This window comes from Cohnella faecalis (assembly GCF_003570905.1).
GTDB classification, from domain to species: domain Bacteria; phylum Bacillota; class Bacilli; order Paenibacillales; family Paenibacillaceae; genus Cohnella; species Cohnella faecalis.
This window is the reverse complement of record NZ_QXJM01000040.1, coordinates 458,847-482,319: the sequence shown is the minus strand read 5'-3', so window position 1 is coordinate 482,319 and position 23,473 is coordinate 458,847. Positions and strand designations below refer to the sequence as shown.

Below are 23,473 nucleotides of genomic sequence, written 5' to 3'. Positions count from 1 at the left end.
ATATATGCTATTTTACTCATAGGGGGTGGCAGGATGAACGACTGGTCGCGAAATTTTTCGGGAAAAAACATCATTATCCGTCTGGAAATGAATTCGGCCCGCATTACGTTCGGAGAGGTGGCGACTGCGATCTCGTCCGCCGGCGGCGATATCGTTGCCATCGACATTATCGGGACGACGTCGACCGCCACGGTACGCGATCTGACGGTTAACGCGGGCGACACGGGCGATATTGCCAAGATCACGGACGCGCTCGCGAAGCTGTCCGACGTTCGAGTCATGCACGTCTCGGACCGCACGTTCCTGCTTCACCTGGGCGGCAAAATCGCGATCACGCCGAAGACGCCCATTCAGAACAGGGACGATCTGTCTCGCGTCTATACGCCGGATGTCGCTCGTGTGTGCATGGCCATCTACGAAGATCCTTCAAAGGCGTTCACTTTGACGATCAAGAGGAACACCGTAGCGGTCGTCTCCGACGGCAGCGCCGTGCTCGGCCTTGGCAACATCGGTCCCCGGGCGGCTATGCCGGTGATGGAAGGGAAGGCCATGCTGTTCAAGCAGTTCGCGGAGGTGGACGCTTTTCCGATCTGCTTGGAAACCCAGGATACCGAGGAGATCATTCGCGCCGTCAAGCAAATCGCGACCGCCTTCGGCGGCATCAACCTGGAGGACATCTCGTCTCCGCGCTGCTTCGAGATCGAAAGAAGACTGCGGGAGGAATTGGACATTCCGGTTTTTCACGACGATCAGCACGGTACGGCGGTTGTGCTCTATGCCGGGCTGATTAACGCTCTGAAGCTGGCGGGCAAGTCGATCGACGAGGTTAAAGTCGTCGTCTGCGGCATCGGCGCGGCGGGCATTGCATGCAGCAACATTCTTCTGGCGGCGGGAGTGAAGGAGCTGATCGGCGTCGACGTGGAGGGCATTCTAACCGCCGACTCGCACTACGACAACCCGATGAAGCGGTGGTTCGCCGAGAGGACGAATCCGAACCGGCTTCGCGGCGGATTGGCGGACGCACTGGAAGGAGCGGACGTCTTCATCGGCGTATCCAAGGGCGGCGTTCTGACGCGGGAGCACGTACAGCGTATGGCGCAGAGGCCGATCGTGTTCGCGATGGCGAATCCGACGCCGGAGATTCATCCCGAGGAGATCGAGGATCTGGTTGCCGTCGTCGCGACCGGAAGGTCGGATTTTCCGAATCAGATCAACAATGTGCTCTGTTTTCCGGGGATTTTTCGAGGCGCTCTCGATTGCCGGGCTATCGACATCAACGAAGAGATGAAGCTGGCGGCCGCCGAAGCGATCGCCTCTATCATTTCGGAGAAGGAGCTTAATCGGCACTATATTATTCCGAGCGTATTCAATCAGAATGTGGTCAAAACCGTTCGGGACCGCGTCGTCCAAGCCGCCATCGACTCGGGAACCGCACGCCGGATTCCTCGTGATTTCCGGTAATCGAGACGGCCCGCCCGTTCAATCGGGAGGGCCGTTTTTGTTCAGTTCGAAAGCTCATAACGAGCCTCGGCCGCCATATTTTCAGAAACCTAATCTATGAACTAAATTTATATTTTTTGGATAATTAGGTGGAAGGTTGAGCGGTTAAACGGCTCTTTGTCGATAAATTTTTGAGACAGTTCGACAAAAATTGAAAGATTCCCCCTATACAAAACCGAAAAATTATCATAGAGTAAAATTATTCAAGAAGCCTTTCACATTTTTTACAGGTAAGGACTTGCAAGAAAGGCTAATTTCTTACAATCTGAAATCTGTGCTCGGCCATCAAGCGAATGACCCAACCCATCCCCCTCAAGGGATAGAAACAGATTAATGTTTAATGCTTCTTGAATACGCTTACAGAACGGCGAGCTTCGCAAGCACCTTTTATCGAAAAGGAGGGCAGGACAACAGCAACCACGCAAGACATTGCCTCAATCTTTGAAACTCCGTTTTATGCTTGTCGGCTCATCAAGCAAGTCGAATGGCATTCCCGCTTCCGTCTCACCCTACGATCGACGATTGAATGATTGACCTCACCATTGAATGAACGTGTCAAATTGAAAGCGATATCATTCAAAAAACAAAAGCAAACTTGACGTGAATTTCGAAAATTCGATTTCATGGCTTTTTATTCAGCTCTGCGCAAACGTTTGCACAAACGATTGCACAGTGGGAGTTATCAGGAAAGGGAGATGATTTTTCATGAAACTAGCCAGAAAAACGCTGAATGCGTTCTTGATCTGCGCATTGGTTCTCTCGACGTTCCTTACGTTCGGGAGCGCGCGCCAAGAGGTATCGGCAGCGGCTACGACATCTACGGAACCGGCAAGCCCGTTCTCATGGGACAATGCCACCGTTTACTTTGAGATTACGGACCGTTTTCTCGATGGAGATTCGAGCAACAACCACTCTTACGGTCGCGAGCTCGATCAGAGCGGCAACGAGTACTCCGGGTACAAAAACAAAGTGGGCACTTTCCACGGCGGGGATTTGAAAGGGCTTACAAACAAAATCAACGAAGGCTACTTCAACAATCTGGGCGTTAACGCTATCTGGATTACGGCGCCTTACGAGCAAGTTCACGGCTGGGTAGGCGGAGAAGCGTTCCGTCATTATGCTTACCATGGCTACTACCCTCTCGATTTCACCGAAATCGATAAAAACATGGGTACGGAATCGGACATGAAAACGTTCGTCGATACGGCTCATGAGCACGGCATCCGGATCGTAATGGACATCGTTATGAACCATGCCGGCTACGAAACGATGAAAGACATGAGCGAGTACGATTTCGGCCAACTTGCCAGCGGCTGGCAGAGCTACTACTACAACCAGCCGGAATCGTCCGCGCACTACACTACTTACAACAACATCGTACAGAATACGGACTCGTCCCGCTGGAGCAAGTGGTGGGGTTCGGACTGGATTCGCGTTAACAAATCGGGCTACGATGCTTGCGGCGGATCCGATACGACCATGTGTCTATCCGATCTTCCGGATTTCAAGACGGAGTCCAGCAAAGTCGTCGGCTTGCCTCCGATTTTGCTGAGCAAGTGGGATAGCGCGAAGAAGACCAAAGAGCAGCAAGAGCTCGATGCGTTCTTCAACCGTACGGGCAAGCCTCGCACGGTTAGCAACTACTTGACGAAATGGCTGACCGACTGGGTTCGGGACTATGGAATCGACGGCTTCCGCGTCGATACGGCTAAACACGTAGACCAATCCGTATGGAAAAGCTTGAAGGCGGAAGCCGTTACGGCTCTCCGGGACTGGAAGGCCGCCAATCCTTCGAAGAAGATGGACGATCTGGACTTCTGGATGACGGGCGAAGTATACGGGCACGGAGTCGGGCGCAGCAGCTACTTCGACAACGGGTTCGATTCCTTGATCAACTTCTCGTTCCAAGGACAAGCAGGCAACCTTGATAAATTGGAGAGCATCTTCTCGGAATATGCGTCCAAGATCAATTCGGACGATTCGTTCAATGTTCTCAGCTACATGTCTTCCCATGATACATCGCTCTACAACCGCGGCAATCTGATCAACGGCGGAACTTCGATGCTGCTGTTGCCGGGCGCCGTCCAGATTTATTACGGCGACGAGACGGCCAGACAGCCGGTAACCGCGCCTTGGGATCAACCGACGCGCTCGGATATGAACTGGAGCTCCATTAATCAAAGCGTACTGTCGCACTGGCAGAAGCTTGGTAAGTTCCGCAGCAACCACATCTCCATCGGCGCGGGCGCCCACAAGCAGCTCCAAGCGTCGTCGCCATACGTCTTCAGCCGTACTTACAACAAGAACGGTCTGGAAGACAAAGTGGTTGTGGCAGTAGGAGCTAGCGGTTCGACGCAGGTCAATGTTAGCGGCGTATTCGATGATGGAGCGGCTGTACGCGATGCGTACACCGGCGCCGAAACCGTCGTAAGCGGCGGCAAAGCAACCTTCACGGCCAACGGAAACGGCGTCATTCTTATCGAAGAACTGCCGAACCCGAAAGCTAAAGTATCCGCTACTCCGATGGGCGGCAAATTTAGCTCGGCTACGAAAGATATCACTCTGTATGTGAAAAACTCGGCAACGGGAAAATACACGCTTGACGGCAGCGACCCGCAAACGAGCGGAACCTCGTTCACGAATGGACAAACGCTGACGATCGGCACTGGCATGCAAATTGGCGATACGGCAACGCTTCGCTTGTATGCGGTCAATGAACTGGGCAGCGATTCCAAGCAGTACACGTTCACGAAGACGGACAGAAGCATGCTGACCGTTCACTTCAAGAAGCCTAGCAATTGGAGCACTCCGCAATTGTACTTCTATGAAACGACGCCTAAAGTAACGGAACCTGTATGGGCTTCGGCGCCATCGATGACCGATGACGGCGACGGTTGGTATTCGTATACGATAGCGGACGTCGAGAGCACAAGAGTCATCTTCAAGGATGCAAGCGGCAAGCAGCTTCCTGCGGCTCAATCGGCAGGCTTCCTGATCAGCGCGGAAGGATGGTATGACGGTGCGAACTGGATCGACAATCCTGTAGACAACGATCCTCCATCCGTTCCGACGAATCTCGCAGCAGCGGCCAAGACGCAAAATTCCGTTAGCTTGACATGGAGCCCGTCTACGGACAACGTAAGCGTCAAGGGCTATGAAATCTATCGCAACGGAACGAAAGTCGGTACGTCTACTTCAGCGGCTTACACGGATAGCGGCCTTACAGCTGAAACCGCTTATACGTACAAAGTTAAAGCTTATGACGCAGCCGGCAACAAATCGGATGAGAGCAGTGCATTGTCCGTAACGACGGAACCGAAGGATCTGCAAGCTCCATCGGTGCCAACGAACGTACAAGCGGCTTCCAAAACCAACAATTCCGTTTCCCTGACGTGGAGCGCGTCGACGGACAATGTTGGAGTAACAGGCTACGAGGTTTACCGCAACGACGTTAAAGTCGGCACTTCGGCTTCGACTTCCTACGCGGACACCGGTTTGGCGGCGGATACAGCTTACACCTATAAGGTCAAAGCTTATGACGCCGGCGGCAACTTGTCGGCTCTGAGCGCACCGTTGATCGTAACGACGGAAAAAGCTCCGACGACGAACACGGCAACGATTTACTACAAACGCGGCTACAGCACGCCATACTTCCACTACACGCCAACAGGCGGAGCGTGGACGACGGCACCAGGTAAAGCCATGACGGCTTCGACTCAATACCCGGGCTACAGCGAGATCACAGTCGATATCGGCACGGCAACGAGCCTGAAGGCCGACTTCAACAACGGCAGCGGCACATGGGATAACAATGGAGGCAAGGACTACGCGTTCCAACAAGGAGTGTGGACGTTCGAGAACGGAACGATCAAGGCCGGCACGCCTACCGGCGGCGTAATCATCGACACGATAGCGCCATCCATTCCAGCGGGCGTACAGTCGACTGCCAAGACGCACAATTCCGTCAACCTCTCTTGGAGCGCATCGACGGATAACGTCTCAGTAACCGGCTACGAGATTTACCGCAACAACAGCAAAGTGGGAACGTCGGCGGGAACGACGTACGCAGACAGCGGTCTGGCGGCGTCCACCGAATACACGTATACGGTCAAAGCTTACGACGCAGCGGGCAATAAGTCCGATGCCAGCGCAGAGCTGAAAGTAACGACCAACGCGCAACCGACGACGAACACGGCAACGATTTACTACAAACGCGGCTACAGCACGCCATACTTCCACTACACGCCAACCGGCGGAGCGTGGACGACTGCACCGGGCAAAGCGATGACGGCTTCGACTCAATACCCGGGCTACAGCGAGATCACAGTCGATATCGGCACAGCTACGAGCCTGAAGGCCGACTTCAACAACGGCAGCGGCACATGGGATAACAATGGAGGCAAGGACTACACGTTCCAACAAGGAGTGTGGACGTTCGAGAACGGAACGATCAAGGCCGGCACGCCTACCGGCGGCGTAATCATCGACACGATAGCGCCATCCATTCCAGCGGGCGTACAGTCGACTGCCAAGACGCACAATTCCGTCAACCTCTCTTGGAGCGCATCGACGGATAACGTCTCAGTAACCGGCTACGAGATTTACCGCAACAACAGCAAAGTGGGAACGTCGGCGGGAACGACGTACGCAGACAGCGGTCTGGCGGCGTCCACCGAATACACGTATACGGTCAAAGCTTACGACGCAGCGGGCAATAAGTCCGATGCCAGCGCAGAGCTGAAAGTAACGACCAACGCGCAACCGACGACGAACACGGCAACGATTTACTACAAACGCGGCTACAGCACGCCATACTTCCACTACACGCCAACCGGCGGAGCGTGGACGACTGCACCGGGCAAAGCGATGACGGCTTCGACTCAATACCCGGGCTACAGCGAGATCACAGTCGATATCGGCACAGCTACGAGCCTGAAGGCCGACTTCAACAACGGCAGCGGCACATGGGATAACAATGGAGGCAAGGACTACACGTTCCAACAAGGAGTGTGGACGTTCGAGAACGGAACGATCAAGGCCGGCACGCCTACCGGCGGCGTAATCATCGACACGATAGCGCCATCCATTCCAGCGGGCGTACAGTCGACTGCCAAGACGCACAATTCCGTCAACCTCTCTTGGAGCGCATCGACGGATAACGTCTCAGTAACCGGCTACGAGATTTACCGCAACAACAGCAAAGTGGGAACGTCGGCGGGAACGACGTACGCAGACAGCGGTCTGGCGGCGTCCACCGAATACACGTATACGGTCAAAGCTTACGACGCAGCGGGCAATAAGTCCGATGCCAGCGCAGAGCTGAAAGTAACGACCAACGCGCAACCGACGACGAACACGGCAACGATTTACTACAAACGCGGCTACAGCACGCCGTACATCCATTACGCGCCAACCGGCGGTACTTGGACGACGTCTCCGGGCAAGGCGATGACGAATTCCCCTGACCATTCGGGCTACAGCGTCATTACTATCGATCTGGGTACGGCTACGGGCATGCAAGCCGTCTTCAACAACGGTCTGAATACTTGGGACAACAACAGCGGCCAGAACTACACCTTCCAGCAAGGAACGTGGACGTTCGAGTCCGGTACGATCAAATCCGGCGTTCCCGGCAATAATGGCGGCGGCGGTGACGACACTCCGATCACCGATCCGGTCGATTGGAGCAAGCAAAGCATCTACTTCATGATGACCGACCGCTTCGTCAACGGAGATACGAGCAACGACAACTACGGCGGGTTCAATTCGGACAAGAGCAATCCGACCAAGTGGCACGGTGGGGATTTCCAAGGTATCATCAACAACTTGGATTACATCAAGAACATGGGCTTCACCGCCATCTGGATCACTCCTGTTACGATGCAAAAAGGTGCCTATGCTTATCACGGCTACCACACCTATGACTTCTACTCCGTAGATGGGCACTTGGGCACGATGGACAAGTTCAAGGAATTGGTCAATACCGCTCACCAAAAAGGAATCGCCGTTATGCTCGACGTCGTCGTCAACCATACGGGCGATTTCGGAACCGGCGGCGCGGCAGCTCCGTTCAACAACTATGACTGGTATCACCATATCGGCGATATTTCGAACAACGACTACAACACGAACAACACGTACCGAATCGAGAATGGCGAAGTCGCCGGCCTGGATGACTTGAACCAGGAAAACCCTGCGGTCGCGAACGCGCTGAACGATTGGATCAAATGGCTGATCGCTCAGTCGAAAGTCGACGGCTTGCGCGTCGATACGGCGAAGCACGTTCCAAAATGGTACCTGAAAAGCTTCGACAACGCCGCAAATACGTTCACTATCGGCGAGATCTTCCACGGAGATCCGGCAGTAGTAGGCGATTACTCCAACTATCTGGATGCAGTACTTGACTTCCCAATGTACTACACCATTACGGACGTATTCGCAAAAGACGGCTCCATGAACCTGATCAAGGATCGCTACAATTCGGACAACAAGTATCGCGACACCCGATTCAACGGGGTGTTCATTGACAACCACGATACGAAACGGTTCCTGAACGTAGCGACGAGCGGGGACAAATGGAAGCAATTGAAAGCGGCATTGGGCTTCGTCCTGACGTCCCGCGGAATTCCAATCGTCTACCAAGGAACCGAGCTGGGCTACTCCGGCGGAGACGATCCAAGCAACCGCGAAGATATGGTTCTGAACGCTAACCATGAGCTGTACAAGTACATTGCCCAAGTGAATACTATTCGCAAAGCTCACCCTGCTCTGCAGAACGGAACTCAAACTGAGAAATGGGTAGACAACGACATCTATGCTTTCCAACGTTCCAAGGACGGGGACGAAGCACTCGTCGTTATCAACAACTCCTGGTCGAGCCAGACTCGTACGATTTCTAATGTGAGCAATATGGGCCAAGCTTACAATCGTATGGGCTCCGACTCCGCATCCGTTAACAACGGAAGCATCACGGTAACTCTCGCTCCAAAAGAAGTCAAAATCTTCACCAAGTAATTTTTGATCCAAGAGGAAGGAACAATGCTGCCATGCCCGTTCAAATACGGATGTGGCAGCATTATTCCCCTCACCATATCTTTATTAGGAGGCGGCTTCTCTGAAATTTCTCAGACACAAATGGTCCGTCTTGTTGATCGCCTTGATCATCTCGATGCAGGCTGGCACAACAAGCGCATTCGCCGAAATTTCGGCATCCCATGTCTATCATAACCACATGCCTAACTTCTGGGCTTATTACGATACTTCGTCGTATGGTTCCGCTTCGGTAGGTTCGCCTATCCGCTACACGTACGACGGTCAAGTCATCGAGTTGAAGAAGAATCCTCCTGCCGGCTATACGTTTTTTAACCCGAGCAACGGCACTGCGTTGCCGCATGACGATTTGGTTTCCTATTATACGCATCATGCCAAATCCGGCGCTTATTTGTACTGGCCTTGGCAAGTCGCGCAATCTTTGCGCCAATCGAACCCTTCCGCGCAGGTGCAAGTCACCATGTCGGCTGCGGTCATCAACAACGTTAACAGCTTCATGACGACCAACAATGTATCCGGTTACAACAACCCCAACTGGTGGCAGCCTTGGAGAAACGCATACAGCACGCTGTTTACTCCAGGCGGGAACCGCACGCTGGACACGATTCATTTTAGCGGACACCATTCCATGGGTCCTTTGACGGGCAACGACTATTTATTGAAAGATTTGATCTACCACAATGTTACGCTGGCACAGCCTTACTTCCTGGGAGATGCTTTCACGCCATCCAAAGGGTTCTTCCCTACGGAGCTTGGCTTCTCCGAAAGAATTATTCCGGTTCTTTCCAAGCTCGGCATCGAGTGGTCGGTTATCGGGAACAACCATTTCTCCCGTACGCTGACGGATTATCCTCTGTTGAACGATCCGGGCAAGGATACGATGGTATCTCCTCCGAATCGCGCTGATTTGCAAAATACGAGCTCGGTGGGTTCATGGCTTGCCCAACCGATGTTCAACGAGCAACAAGTTGTTTATAACAAATTTCCATTTGCCTCCACCCCGCACTGGGTTCGTTACGTAGATCCTGCTACGGGCAGTGAGAGCAAAGTAGTCGGCATTCCTGTGGCGCAAGCGGAATCGTGGGAAGAGGGCTACGAAGGCTCGGTCAGAGCGACGGCGCTCAAGCCGTTCGAAGGTCTGGTTGCGCAGAAGCAGTTTTTCGTTATTGCGCATGACGGAGACAATTCCTCCGGCCGCGCCGGCTCGGAAGATACGTGGCGGAATGCGGCTAACGTAACTTATTCCGATTCCGGAGTGAAGGGCGAAGGGATCAGCGAGTATTTGATCAACAATAAGCCGGCTGCGAACGATGTCGTTCACGTGCAGGACGGCTCCTGGATCGATACGCGCGATTCTTCTTCCGACCCTACCTGGTATCACTGGCACTTGCCGTTCGGCATTTGGAAAGGCCAATTCGCAGCCTTCAACCAGGCAACTGGGCTGAACTTGGCGCCGAAGAAGAACTTGAATGGCGTCGACGACGGCATGACGGTATCCTTCGAATACGGATACCACTACTTGGAAAGAAACTTCGCCCTCTTGCAGGCAGCGGAGAACTACGCGAAGACAGCCGAGCAAATCTGGCTGGACGATCATCCGAACTACTGGTCGCCTACGTCAACCGCGGACAAGAAAGTAACGTATTCCGGCAACCAATTGAATCCGTGGATGCTTTCTTACCCGGTCAAAGGCGATCCAAACAACGATTACAAAGGCGGAGCCAACCCGGCCGAGCTCGGATGGTACTTCTTGCTTCCGGCTATGGATTCCGGTTTCGGTTACTACGATGAGAACATAGACGACGGCGTAAAACCGACGCTTTCGTTCAACAATTCCTTGTATTTCACGAAACCGTATGTATCTCAAAAACTGGCGAAAGACAAAACCGGTCCTTCCGTTTGGTGGCCTCAGCGCTACCCTTACAACCCGGGCAGCTCAAACGTCAGCAAAGCCGAAGGCTGGACTCTTCAATACTACGACAACACGTTCGGTATCTACACGTATGGCTACGATGTCAACGGTCTGAGCGACATCAAGCTGAAGGTTAGAACGCATACCGCAAAATCGGCAGACGCCAAAGACAACACGTTCCGCGTCTACGATCCTGCAGCAATGAAGGCGCAAGGCATCGCGAATATCGATCCTAGCAAAGTCAGCTCCTGGGTCGAATATCCGATGAACAAACGCGATCTGAAAAAAGACATCAATGGCGTAGCTTGGCAGCCTAGCAGCACGAAAATGTTCCAAGTCGTTCCTGCTCAAGAAATCGGCGACTTGTACTACACCTATTTGAACGCTTACCGCGATCAACTGGTCGATTACTACATCGAAGCGGTTGACAACGCAGGTAACGTAACCAAATCGGATATTCAATCGGTTTACGTTGGCGCAGGTAAGTACAAGAAGGATGCAAGCGGCAAAATTGTAGAGGATGTCAACGGCTCGATCCAAGGAACTTATCCGTTCCTGGTTATCGACAATGAAGCTCCTACTGCTCCTTCGAACGTCGTAGCAGCTAACACGACGGATCGTTCCGTAAGCTTGACCTGGTCGGCATCGACGGATAACGTCGGCGTAACTGCTTACGATGTGTACCGCGGCGGAGTAAAGATCGGCTCCACTCCGACGACGTCTTATACCGATACGGGTCTGACGGCTACCACTTCGTATTCTTATACGGTCAAAGCAAAAGACGCGGCGAACAACGTATCGCCAGCCAGCTCGGCGCTGCCGGTACTAACGAAGGAGCCGGATACGATCGCTCCTGACGCTCCGACTGGCCTGACGGCGGTCGAAAAATCGGCATCTACTGTTAAGTTGAGCTGGACGGCAGCTACGGACAACTACGGCGTAGAGAAATACGACGTATACCGTAATGGCGTCAAAGTCGGCAGCACGAACCAAACTGTTTATACGGATGTCGACTTGAGCCCTGAAACGGAATACTCCTACAGCGTAAAAGCGTTCGACGCGGCAGGAAATCCGTCTGCACTCAGCGTGGCGATCACGGTCAAAACCGAAAAAGGCAACATCGTCACGATTTTCTACAAGCGCGGTTATCCGACGCCTTATATCCACTATCGTCCGATCGGCGGGACGTGGACAGTCTCTCCTGGCGTCGTTATGCCGCAATCGGAAGCTGAAGGCTACAATAAGATAACCATTAACGTTGGAACGGCGAGCGGCGCCGAAGCCGTGTTCAACAACGGCCTCAATACTTGGGATAATAACGGCGGCAAGAACTACACATTCCAGCAAGGAGTATGGACATACGACAACGGTAAAATCACCGAAGGTTCACCGGTCGTAATTGTCGACACCATCGCGCCTTCCGTACCGGCCGGCGTACAATCGACCGCGAAGACGCACAATTCCGTCACGCTGGCTTGGAACGCCTCGTCGGACAACGTGGGCGTAACCGGCTACGAGATTTATCGCAACGGTACGAAAGTCGGCACTTCGGCTCAGACGTCCTACACGGACAGCGGTCTATCAGCTGAAACCGCGTATACGTACACGGTCAAAGCTTATGACGCTGCAGGAAATAAATCCGATGCGAGCAGCGTGCTTCCAGTAACGACGAACGCAGTTCCGGCATCGAACACGGCAACGATCTACTACAAGCGCGGCTACAGCACGCCATACATCCACTACATGCCAACTGGCGGAGCTTGGACGACGGCACCGGGCAAAGCGATGACCGCTTCGACTCAATACCCGGGCTATAACGAGATCACAGTCGACATCGGTACGGCAACGAGCCTGAAAGCCGACTTCAACAACGGCAGCGGCACGTGGGACAACAATGGCGGCAAGGACTACACGTTCGAGCAAGGCACTTGGACGTTCGAGAGCGGAGTCATTAAGCCGGGAGCTCCTGTTGGCGTAATTGTCGACACCATCGCACCATCCGTACCGGCTGGCGTACAATCGACCGCGAAGACGCACAATTCCGTCACGCTGGCTTGGAACGCCTCGTCGGACAACGTGGGCGTAACCGGCTACGAGATTTATCGCAACGGTACGAAAGTCGGCACTACGGCTCAGACGTCCTACACGGACAGCGGTCTATCGGCTGAAACCGCGTATACGTACACGGTCAAAGCTTATGACGCTGCAGGCAACAAATCCGATGCGAGCAGCGTGCTTCCAGTAACGACGAGCTCAATTCCGGCATCGAACACGGCTACGATCTACTACAAACGCGGGTACAGCACGCCGTACTTCCACTACATGCCAACTGGCGGAGCTTGGACGACGGCACCTGGTAAAGCGATGACAGCTTCTACACAATACCCGGGCTATAGCGAGATCACAGTTGACATCGGCACGGCAACGAGCCTGAAAGCCGACTTCAACAACGGCAGCGGCACGTGGGATAACAATGGCGGCAAGGACTACACGTTCCAACAAGGAGTGTGGACGTTCGAGAATGGAACCATTAAGGCGGGAACGCCGGTTGGCGTAATTATCGACAACATCGCGCCATCTGTACCGGCCGGTGTACAATCGACCGCGAAGACGCACAATTCCGTCACACTGGCTTGGAACGCTTCGACGGACAACGTGGGCGTAACCGGCTACGAGATTTATCGCAACGATACGAAAGTCGGCACTTCGGCTCAGACGTCTTACACGGACAGCGGCCTGACGGCTGAAACTGCGTATACGTACACGGTGAAAGCTTACGACGCTGCAGGCAACAAATCGGATGCGAGCAGCGTGCTTCCAGTAACGACGAGCGCAGTTCCAACATCGAACACGGCTACGATCTACTACAAGCGCGGTTACAGCACGCCGTACTTCCACTACATGCCGGCAGGCGGAACGTGGACGACGGCACCTGGAAAAGCGATGCAATCGTCGACTGACTACCCAGGCTACAGCGCCATCACGGTGGATCTGGGCACCGCTACGAGCATGCAGGCTGTGTTCAACAACGGCAGCGGCACGTGGGACAATAATGGCGGCAAGAACTACACGTTCCAGCAAGGAGTATGGACGTACGACAATGGAACGATCAAGGCTGGAGAGCCGACCGTAAATCCGCAAACCCAAGGTCTGACGATCCAGCTTTCCGTACCGTCCACTACGACGTCGAGCGATTCGGTGTACATCACCGGTTCGTTTAACAACTGGGATCCGGCGGGTAGCAGCTACAAAATGACGCGGAATAGCGACGGCACATATTCCATCGTGCTCAACGTGACGTCCGGCACTGCAATTCAATTCAAATTTACTAGAGGCACGTGGGCATCGGCTGAAGCGAACTCGAATGGCTCGGACACGGCTAACCGTTCTTATACAATGACGGGCAGCACGCAAACCTTAAGCCAAACGGTTCAGAAATGGAAAGACAAGTAATCTTCGAGACTTAAACCCGATTGCGACCAACCGGTGAACGGCAGTATCTCACCGAGTGCAGTGGCCTGATGAAGGGGAAGCCCGGACGATGAAGTCGGGGCTTCCCTTTTTATGTGTTTGGATTGTACAATTATTCCACTACCCACTAAGCACCATACCGGAGGTACGCCGATGCTGCCACGAAAAAAACTTGGGGATTTACTGATCGAAGCCGGACTGCTCACAGAGGAACAGCTGCAATCCGCTCTAGAGGAACAAGGGAAGTCCAAGTTACGACTTGGCGACGTGCTTATATCCAAAAATTACGTTACCGAACAACAAGTCATTGATGTGCTCGTGCATCAGCTCGGAATTCCATACGTTCAAGTTCACGAATTGCCTATCGATTCTCAGGTTATCTCGCTCGTTCCGCAGAAGCTGGCCGAACGGCAAAAGGTGCTGCCTGTATCGAGAGAAGGCAACAAGCTGGTCGTTGCGATGAACAATCCGCTGGACTACTTCGCTATCGACGAATTGCGCATGACTACCGGCATGCAGATCGTACCTGTTATCACCTCCAAGGAGGAGCTTGAACGGTCGATCTCCCGATTTTACGGTTTTCAGGAGTCGGTCGATCAGATTGCCAAGCGGCTGGAGCAGAATGAAATCGTCGATGCCAATTCCATGCTGCAAGACGACATCTACTCACCGGTCATCAAGACCGTTAACCAAATTATCGAGCAAGCGGTTCAAGTAGGAGCGAGCGATATTCACTTCGATCCTCAGGAAGACGGCTTGCGTATTCGCTATCGGGTGGACGGAGTGCTTCGTTCGGAGAAGAAGCTTCCTATTCATATGCAGAAGGTTATTTCGGCCCGCGTCAAAATTATGGCACAGCTCGACATTGCCGAACGCCGGCTGCCTCATGACGGACGGCTGGAGCTCACTATCGACAGGCGTAAGATCGACATTCGGATTTCGACCCTTCCTACTATGTTCGGAGAGAAGATCGTTATGCGGATTCTCGACTCGAAGAACAAAAACAACAAGCTGTCCAATCTCGGATTCGCGGAATCGAATTTGAGCAGATTCGAAGAAGGAATTCATAGTCCTTACGGAATGGTCGTCATTGCAGGGCCAACCGGAAGCGGGAAGACGACAACGCTTTACTCCGCTATACAGCAATTGAATTCGGACGATGTGAACATCTTGACAATCGAGGACCCTGTCGAATATCAGCTGCAAGGCATCAATCAGGTTCAGGTCAATCCCGGACCGGGTTTGTCGTTCGCCAAAGGTTTGCGGTCGATGCTCAGGCAGGATCCGGACATTGTAATGGTCGGAGAGATGCGCGATCTGGAAACGGCGGAAATTTCCGTAAGAGCAGCCATGACCGGTCACCTCGTTCTTAGCACGCTTCACGCCAACAACTCCGTTAATGCGATTACTCGCTTGCTTGATATGGGAGTCGAGCCTTTCTTGTTGTCATCCTCTCTTAACTGCGTAGTAGCTCAGCGGTTGGTTCGCTGCGTGTGCAAAGGCTGCGCCGAGAAGTACAAGCCCTCGCTCGAAGAGCGGAAATGGTTCGAAATGCAAGGTATTAAGGTTGAGGAAATGCAGAGGGGAACCGGCTGTCTGCAATGCTCTCAGACGGGATACAAGGGCAGGGTTGCGATTCATGAAGTTCTGCTGCTGGACGATACGTTGAGATCCATGATCATAAACAGAAGATCCGACGCCGATTACAGGGAGCATGCCGTGAAGCAGGGACTGCTGTCTCTGTTGCATGACGGTTTGCAGAAGGCGGCCGCCGGGCTTACGACCTTGCAGGAAGTGCTTCGGGTCACTAGCCGGGACGTTTGACGAACGGTGGAATAAAATGGGCCGAACGGTAGGGAAACTAAGGCAAAACACCTAGACAATTATTCCAAGTGGATGTATAATTCACTTAAAGTAAGCGTTTTCATACTCGCTGGAGGGGATGATGATTGGCTGCATACAAATATGTTGCCGTCGATTCTAGCGGATCGTATCGAAAAGGATCGATAGAGTCCCAAAGTGCACAGCAGGCGATTGCCTTGCTTCGGTCCAAGGAACTAAGAATTGTCGAACTGGTTGATCCGCAACGGAGCGTCTGGACTCGCGATATTCCTTTTCTCGAAGCCAAGGTGAAGAAAGATCAGTTTACGCTACTTTGCCGACAGCTTGCTACGATGTATTCGGCCCGAATCAACCTGGTCGACGCTATCGAGATTGTGGCTCGCCAGACGACGAGCAAGCCATTGCGCAGAGTGCTGAATGAAATTGTAAACGACATGAGAGGAGGTTCGTCCTTCTCGGCCGCGGCCGCAGCTCACCCGAAGATTTTCGGAACGGTGTTCGTTCATATGATCGAAGCCGGCGAGATGAGCGGCAAGCTTGATGAAATGCTGCAACGAATCGCTATTATGTACGAGAAGGAACAGACCACGAAGGGAAAAGTCAAATCGGCGATGATCTACCCGATCATCATGTCTATCGCTATCTCTCTCGTCGTTATTTTTATGATGCTGTTCATCGTTCCGACGTACATAGAAAATTTCAAGTCAATGGGCGTAGAACTGCCATTGCCTACGAAGCTGGTCGTCGGATTAAGCGAATTTCTCCAGCATTTCTGGTACCTGATTCTTTTGGGAATCGCGATTATCGTCCCGGCCTTCATGTATTTTCGGAAGACGGAGCAGGGCAAGTACCAGATAGACGCTTACAAGCTGAAAGTTCCGATATTCGGACAACTCTGGCATAAGCAAGCGATTGCCCGATTCAGCCGGACGTTCTCTTCGCTTCATGCGGCCTCCGTGCCTATGTTGCAAATATTGACTATTTTATCCAAAGTTGTCGATAACGAGGCGATTGGTAAGGCGTTGTTGCAATCGAGGGAAAACGTTAGCAGCGGTCATTCCTTGATCGAGCCGATGCAAGCGAGCGGCAATTTTCCTGTGATGGTTCTCGAAATGATAGCTGTCGGGGAAAAGACGGGGACGTTGGAGGTCATGCTTGGCAAGACGGCGGAATATTACGAAGCCGACGTCGATATGATGGCCGACCGCCTTAAAGCTTTGATAGAGCCGTTGCTGATCGTAGGAATGACGGTAGCTGTAGGAACTATCGTTCTTGCTGTCATTCTCCCAAGCTTCTCGTTGATGGGCAGCATGAAATGATGAAACATTCGCGAGAGCAAGACCATTTGGCGGCTATTAGTGAGCAAACGTTTGCTCAACGCAAAATGGCGAGTAAAAAATATAGCAGAATTGAACAAAAAGTGAACAGAAAACAGTAAAAAATCGAAAAAATTTTTAAGTTTATTATGAAAAAATCCCCAATATTTGCCGATATATAAATCAAACGTTTGCACAGAGCTAAAAAGCTTTGAAGCAATAGAATTTATTAGGAGGAATTACTATGATTTTAGCAAAAGCAAGATTACTGAAAAACCAAAAAGGGATGACCTTGATCGAGCTTCTGGCGGTTGTTGTCATTATAGGTATTATTGCAGCGATTGCTATCCCATTAATTGCCGGAGCTGTAAACAACTCTCGCAAAAGCAGCGATGCTACTTCAGAAAAAATGATAGTAGAGGCTGGTCTACGTTATATTTTTGACACTCCGAGCTTTAGTAGTACTACAATCTCAGTATCGGATTTGGTTGCTAAGGGGTATTTACAAAGCGCTCCTATAAAGCAAACTGGATCTGATGCTAATAAGCCATACGCGACATTTTACGTCAAACAGATTGGCGATTCTTGGGCATTCGACGACGGTGCAGGAAAAGGGTTTACTTACGGCACGGTGGCTGGTGGATCACCATCTCCATCCTCAACTTAAATCAGCATGATGCGTTGAATCCGTCAAGCAATGACTTGGTTTTGAGCCGTTTTTGACTCATAATTGGTGAAGAGGTAACTCTAACGAGTTACCTTTTTCTCTCAAAATCTACGAGGAGCTGCGTGAAGTGATTCCGGAATCGCTATTTATTATACTTGCCGGAATAATGGGACTGTTGATAGGCAGCTTTCTCAACGTTGTCGCCATCCGTGTGCCGGAAGGCCGATCAATCGTTTTTCCGGCATCTCACTGCATGAAATGCGGGAATACGTTACGGAAATTCGATTTGGTGCCTGTACTTGGTTATATATGGCTTCGAGGCAAATGCCGCTTCTGCAAAACAAGCGTTTCACCGGTGTACCCGCTTGGAGAGTTAGTGACGGGAACACTGTTCGCCGTATACGCTTGGCAAATGGGTTGGCAACTAGAACTTATACCGGCCTTGTTGTTCGTTTCCATTTTGCTCGTTATTGTGCAGACCGATTTGAGGCTTATGATTATTCCGGATCGGGTCGTCTTGTTCGGTCTACTAGCTATCGTACCGATCCGGCTGTTCGTTAGTCATCCGCTTCCGCTGTGGAGCTATGCAGTCGCGGGTCTCGGTGTCGGTATTTTGCTTTTTCTGCTTGCTGTCGTCAGCAAAGGCGGCATCGGCGGGGGAGATATTAAGCTATTCGCGCTACTTGGCTTATTCCTAGGATTACAGAACACTTTCTTGGCCTTGTTCATCGCTAGCTTGCTTGGCGTTCTTGTAGGTTTTGCTACTCGATTGCTTCGCAAGGACAGCAAGAAGAAATTTATTCCGTTCGGACCATTTATTGCAGCTGGAGCGTTGTTTTCATACTTATGGGGAGAAAAAGCCTTTACGTGGTACTGGAGCTTATTGACATCCGGGGGTAGCTGAAGCAGGGGGGGTTGGAGCTATGAGAATCAAACAAATGTTTCACCAGTATTTCAGACGGGATTGTGCAGGCATTGAGATCACCGATTCCTGCATGAAATGGGTCAGTCTTGACAATCGGCGCACGGAAACTCCGGTCGTTCATAGCTATGCGATTCAGCCAATTGAACAAGGGGTTATCGTAGATGGCGTCATAGTTGACAAAGAAGCGGCTACCCGTACGCTTAGGGCGCTTTTGGCCAGAATAAATAATCCGACCAAGCGTGTACACTTTGTGTTGCCCAGCCAGCTCGTTCTGACCCGAATTCTCCGTCTCCCCGACATCCCCGAACCGGATTTGAAGAAGATGGTCAGCTTTGAAATCGAACATAATCTTCAGTTGCCCTTTAAGCATCCCTACTATGACTGCATTAAGCTGAATGGAAGCGCTAACAATCGCAATCAACCTTCGCTAAAGCAGCTATTCTCGCGGAAAAAACCGGTTCAAGCGGGCCATATTCAGATTATGGGTCCGGCTGGAGCCGAAGCGCAGAATGGAATGTGCGACGTTCTTCTCGCGGCAGCACCTTATAATCGAATTGAAGAGTATCGCAATTTATTTGAAGAATGCGGCCTTGAGCCGATCAGCTTTGATATTAAGTCGTTCTCGTTATTCCGGTTGCTGCAAGAGGATCAATCCTATGACAATGAACAAACCGTTATGTTAGCCGATATAAGCGCCAATTCCGCCGATCTGGTTATTTTGCAGAAGGGACGCATTCAAATTTCGCTCAACGTTCCTTTTCAGTCTTCGAGTCAGACAGATGCGGCAGAGGACTCGTTCTCGCAAATTTGCGCAGAGTTCGCGGACGAAGTCGACCGGCTGACCAAATTTTATCTATATACGCTTGAACATCGAGGAGAAGATGTAGCAACCGTCTATTTGACTGGCGATTTCGGAAGGATGGAGGACATCCGGGAATTTTTAAGCCGGGAGCTCCCGCTGGAAATTCGTATAGTGTCCAATTCGCGCTTCAGCTCTCAGACTCCAGATTTCGCGCCGTTCTTCTCGGCTTTGGCTGTTCCGCTTGGACTTGCGCTTAGGGGGAGTGAATCTTGAAATACTTGAATCTCCTTCCCCGGAGAAGCTTGTGGCAGCGATATTTTGTTCGTCTGATGGTTTTGATCGTCACCATTACTATTGCCAGCGTGACTATACTTGTATATGGATTCGTTTCCAATCGCAGCGAGGGCAATTTGCTGAAGCAGGGAATTGCAGAACTGGAGTCGCAAATCCAAACCTTAAGCTCGGGGCCTAAGGAAGATCCTTATGTGGCCGCGTACAGTGGTTTGGAAAGATCATATAACGTTATAAGAAGCCAATGGATAGATTGGATCAGTCTGACGGCAATTATAAGATCACCATTGCCTTCGGAAGCATCTATCAAAACCATCCAAGTAGAAGCGAATCACACGGTTAAGGTACAATATGGCTTCGGAAATATGGATGACGTTATCCCTTATATGGCAGAGATGAAGCAGGCACAAATAGTCAATGACGTAAGCTTGAATTCTTACTCCAAAGGCAGCGGAGATCTGGCTTACGATGTTCATATGACGATCAAGTTTCAATAAATGAGGGATAGCGATGAGCGATTTGATGTTAATAAGGAACCGTTCGGACAAACAAAAGCCGCAAATTATCTTGATTCTAGCCGCTTTGATTAGCGTGCTTCTGGTTCTGCTCCTTTATTGGCTGCTCTCGCAACCCGAAGCCAGACGACTCGCGGGATACGAGCAAGAATACGATCGATTGGAGCGTCGAATGTCGTCGCTGGCCGAATCTGAGGAGAAGAGCAAGAAAGCTGTCGAGGATACGATATTAAAGGAGATTCTTAGTCATTTGCCGCTGGACTCCGATATGACCGATTATATGCAAATTTTATTGGCGGCGGAAAAAACAAGCGGCGTAAAGATCAATTCCCTCAATGTTGGCGAGGAAGCAGATGTTAGCGTCATCGCCAACCCAGATACAACATCGGAGCAATCCGGCGATGGACAGAGCAGCACGGGCAACGAAGCGAGCGTTACAGGAATGGCCAAAAGCAGGAGTATCTCTATTTCGGCCAATGGCGATTCCCTTCAAGTTTATCAGTTTTTAGAAACGTTGCTGCATCTGCAGCGGCTTACGATTGTGGATACTTTTGTTATTAATCAGGCCGACGGAGGCAAGTTGACCATTGATACGAATATCAAGGTGTTCTGGGCGCCGGGATACAAGGAGGCCCTTACCCGGAAAGGAGGAGCGGATGCTTAGCTTTCGTGGAATGAGAGATCGAAACGTCTTTCGTAACGAGCGGGGAAGTATACTGCTATACTGCATGGGTATTTTGTTAGTTCTGGTTATTGTAACGCCGGTAATCTTAAACGGTCTGTCTACACAAAGACTGTCGACCGCTCGGATGGAAAGCGATATTCAGGTGAATACGCTGGCTTCGGGTGCGGCGGAAGCATTTCTTCAGCATGTGGGCACTAATGGAAATATTTCTAAGATCACAACATATCAGGGTTGGGGCGAAAAGACGATCACACTGCCGAATGGCAATAAAGTCGTCTTGAAACAATCCGCCAAAAACGCATCAGGCCCAGTGAGCGCAAGCAGTATTAATATAAACACTCTTACTAATACTGGAGATCCTTTAATAGTTACCATTGAAGCAACAAGCGGTAAATCAAGCTCCAAAGTATATCGATATAATCTTTCGGCTACTAGTAGTGTACCGACGGTAAACTCGAGTCAACCCAAGAAAATCACAGATAGCTTATCACCGGGAATAAAATATGTATTGACAGCCAATGAGCAAAATACCACTCCTCCCGCTCCAGTCGCCTTTAAGTGGGACGACGAAAAGCTTTATACAGCTATCAATAATAAAAGAGATGCTTTGGTTACAGAAATTAAAGCAAATATAACTAAGTATGAAGCGATTGGTAATAATTTAAAATGTGGTGATTGCCTAGGTAATCCTACGATTAAAAAGGAACCGGGTACTCTCACAGTTTCAGGGAGTATATCTCGTGGAGGTCCAAGTGATCCTGTTATTTTAATTGTTGGAAGTATTAACGTTGCGGCTTCTGGCGGTACGCTTACTGTCTACGGCGATGTAATAGCAGATAGTATTGCAACCATAAATAATGGACCAGGTAAACTATACATTAAAGGTAATCTTTATTCTAAGAATGGTATCAATCTCAATAACCCAGGAGATGAACTTATTGTAGACGGAAGAATATATGCCAAAGATACTTTTCAAATTGAAGGCCCCTCTGACACAACAAAAGTAACTAAAGTAACAGCAGAGTCGATAGTGGCGACTAATCTCTACATTCGAGGCAATAGTAAAGTAACCTTGACGATTAATGATTCTATCATTGTTAATGCATTTGAAGGAATAAGTACGGATCAAATGAATATTACAGTGACTAAGTCGGATCTATTGGCTGCAACATCCATCAAATTAAATAACTCCTATAATATTAGTGCCGGAGGGGTAATAGCAGGCGGATATTGGATCGATAGAAACAGAACCACAGGAAGTATAACGGCGTCAGGTGCAGCAACAGCTTTGCAATGCTCGGATGGGTCATCAATCTTTACAAAATGCAGTTCTGGAAATCTTGCTTTCCAGTACAAAAGAAAGTAAGCCGAGAGAATCACAAGCCGTCGTTGAACCGTTTGAATGTCGTTTGCAATGTCTTTTCTCCAGTAAATTGAAGCGTACCGTCGAAGGCTCTGCTTGTATTTTTGTATTTAATAGAAATTTCGATAAGGCTATTTTTCGTTGCAGATCCTACAAGCGCCGTTAGAGCTCCGGCGCTTTTTGTGTTGTAAGTAGGCGCGGCGAACAAGTTTTGCGCCAACGTGTATTTTTTTTTGTACAGATCCGCATAAGAAGTTCTAGGTGCAGGGGGGGTGGATTTAAGGCTGACTTTGTCATCAGACCAGTCCCCGGTAGTCCCAACAAAGTCGTACAAAGTCAATGTGCCATTTTCATAGTAAACCGCTTTATAGGCCACTTTAGTTTCATCTACGAAGACGGAATAGCGCAGTTCGTTTTTATCGGTTGGAGCAAAGATGCCTATGCTGTCTTGAAGCCGAGTCGAGAGCTGTGACAAAGCGAATTTGGCTTCGTTTTGAGCCTGACGACCTTCCTTGCTTGAGGCTTGTGTAAAGTTCGTTAGGCCGGAAAAGATGAAAAAAGCCGTGGTCGTAACGATAGCTGAGAGTGCTATGGCTCCTAGAAGCTCGATCAAGGTAAGCCCCTTTTGGTTGTTTGCGTATTTCAACATTGTTCTCAGTCATCCTTTCCATGAAACGTTGACCGTAAGCAACTGAGGTACAGTGCCAGTGCCATCAAGCATGATGGATTGCACGGATACCTGATTCCGAACCGAGACTCCTGATTCTGTTATTATCTTTGCTGATAATGAGGGTTCGTTTCCATTCGTAAGAGCAGTCTTAATGATCTTATAGCTATAAGTATTGTCAGACCAAGGAGTCAAATTACCCGTCGTATATGTTGTAGTAGTACTCGCCCGAATCTCATTAACAATCTGCTCCGCAATAAGCAAAGCCTGATCCCTTCGGTCGGTATCCTTATTGGAAGCCGTCGTGAATTGGGATAGCGACACGAAAGCCAGTATAATCATTGTAAGAATAATAGTAGCTCCGAGAACTTGAATTAAAGTCGTCCCTTGCTCGTTGCGTATCCGTTGAAGAACCATGGTCGCAGCTCCTTTGAAAGCGATTACAATACCATTATAAAACATTTTGT

At 50.7% G+C, this 23,473-nt stretch carries 13 protein-coding genes and 1 pseudogene; 12 read left to right on the top strand and 2 right to left on the bottom strand.

The genetic code is table 11. The features are described from left to right. Positions 1-33: 33 nt before the first annotated feature. The 12 genes and pseudogenes from D3H35_RS23615 (at position 34) to D3H35_RS23565 (ending at position 22,342) form a co-directional block, all read left to right on the top strand. On the top strand, positions 34-1,461 hold the full coding sequence (locus tag D3H35_RS23615; protein ID WP_119151614.1) for an NAD-dependent malic enzyme: 1,428 nt from the start codon (positions 34-36) through the stop codon (positions 1,459-1,461). Positions 1,462-2,205: 744 nt separating this feature from the next. Beyond that, positions 2,206-6,528: pseudogene (locus D3H35_RS32855) on the top strand (carbohydrate binding domain-containing protein); the annotation flags it as partial. Next, positions 6,508-8,514, top strand: a complete 2,007-nt coding sequence (locus D3H35_RS31435; protein WP_411675169.1) for an alpha-amylase family glycosyl hydrolase — start codon at positions 6,508-6,510, stop codon at positions 8,512-8,514. The pseudogene D3H35_RS32855 and the gene D3H35_RS31435, both read left to right, overlap by 21 nt. Before the next feature lie 154 nt (positions 8,515-8,668). Then, positions 8,669-13,915: a carbohydrate binding domain-containing protein gene (locus D3H35_RS23605; protein ID WP_233568155.1), complete on the top strand. Its 5,247-nt coding sequence runs from the start codon at positions 8,669-8,671 to the stop codon at positions 13,913-13,915. A gap of 171 nt (positions 13,916-14,086) precedes the next feature. Further along, positions 14,087-15,757 carry a GspE/PulE family protein gene (locus tag D3H35_RS23600; RefSeq protein ID WP_119151611.1) on the top strand — a complete coding sequence of 557 codons (1,671 nt, stop codon included), beginning with the start codon at positions 14,087-14,089 and terminating at the stop codon, positions 15,755-15,757. Positions 15,758-15,882: 125 nt separating this feature from the next. Continuing rightward, a complete protein-coding gene (locus D3H35_RS23595) occupies positions 15,883-17,094 on the top strand; it encodes a type II secretion system F family protein (protein WP_119151610.1) in 1,212 nt (403 codons plus the stop codon). A 241-nt stretch (positions 17,095-17,335) separates the two neighbouring features. Further along, a complete protein-coding gene (locus tag D3H35_RS34295; protein WP_119151609.1) occupies positions 17,336-17,758 on the top strand; it encodes a prepilin-type N-terminal cleavage/methylation domain-containing protein in 423 nt (140 codons plus the stop codon). A gap of 127 nt (positions 17,759-17,885) precedes the next feature. Then, positions 17,886-18,662: a prepilin peptidase gene (locus tag D3H35_RS23585; protein ID WP_233568114.1), complete on the top strand. Its 777-nt coding sequence runs from the start codon at positions 17,886-17,888 to the stop codon at positions 18,660-18,662. Positions 18,663-18,681: 19 nt separating this feature from the next. Then, on the top strand, positions 18,682-19,758 hold the full coding sequence (gene pilM / locus D3H35_RS23580; RefSeq protein ID WP_119151608.1) for a type IV pilus biogenesis protein PilM: 1,077 nt from the start codon (positions 18,682-18,684) through the stop codon (positions 19,756-19,758). Beyond that, on the top strand, positions 19,755-20,273 hold the full coding sequence (locus D3H35_RS23575; RefSeq protein WP_119151607.1) for a hypothetical protein: 519 nt from the start codon (positions 19,755-19,757) through the stop codon (positions 20,271-20,273). Before pilM ends, D3H35_RS23575 begins: the two co-directional genes overlap by 4 nt. Positions 20,274-20,286: 13 nt before the next feature. Then, positions 20,287-20,955, top strand: coding sequence for a hypothetical protein (locus D3H35_RS23570; protein ID WP_119151606.1), 669 nt, complete (start codon positions 20,287-20,289; stop codon positions 20,953-20,955). Next, the gene (locus D3H35_RS23565) at positions 20,948-22,342 is read left to right on the top strand and encodes a hypothetical protein (protein ID WP_119151605.1); all 1,395 of its coding nucleotides are present in this window, start codon (positions 20,948-20,950) and stop codon (positions 22,340-22,342) included. Before D3H35_RS23570 ends, D3H35_RS23565 begins: the two co-directional genes overlap by 8 nt. Before the next feature lie 10 nt (positions 22,343-22,352). On the opposite strand, the gene D3H35_RS23560 is transcribed toward D3H35_RS23565, so the two are convergent. Further along, the gene (locus D3H35_RS23560) at positions 22,353-22,988 is read right to left on the bottom strand and encodes a PulJ/GspJ family protein (protein ID WP_119151604.1); all 636 of its coding nucleotides are present in this window, start codon (positions 22,986-22,988) and stop codon (positions 22,353-22,355) included. Positions 22,989-22,997: 9 nt separating this feature from the next. After that, positions 22,998-23,423: a type IV pilus modification PilV family protein gene (locus D3H35_RS23555; protein ID WP_119151603.1), complete on the bottom strand. Its 426-nt coding sequence runs from the start codon at positions 23,421-23,423 to the stop codon at positions 22,998-23,000. Positions 23,424-23,473: the final 50 nt, after the last annotated feature.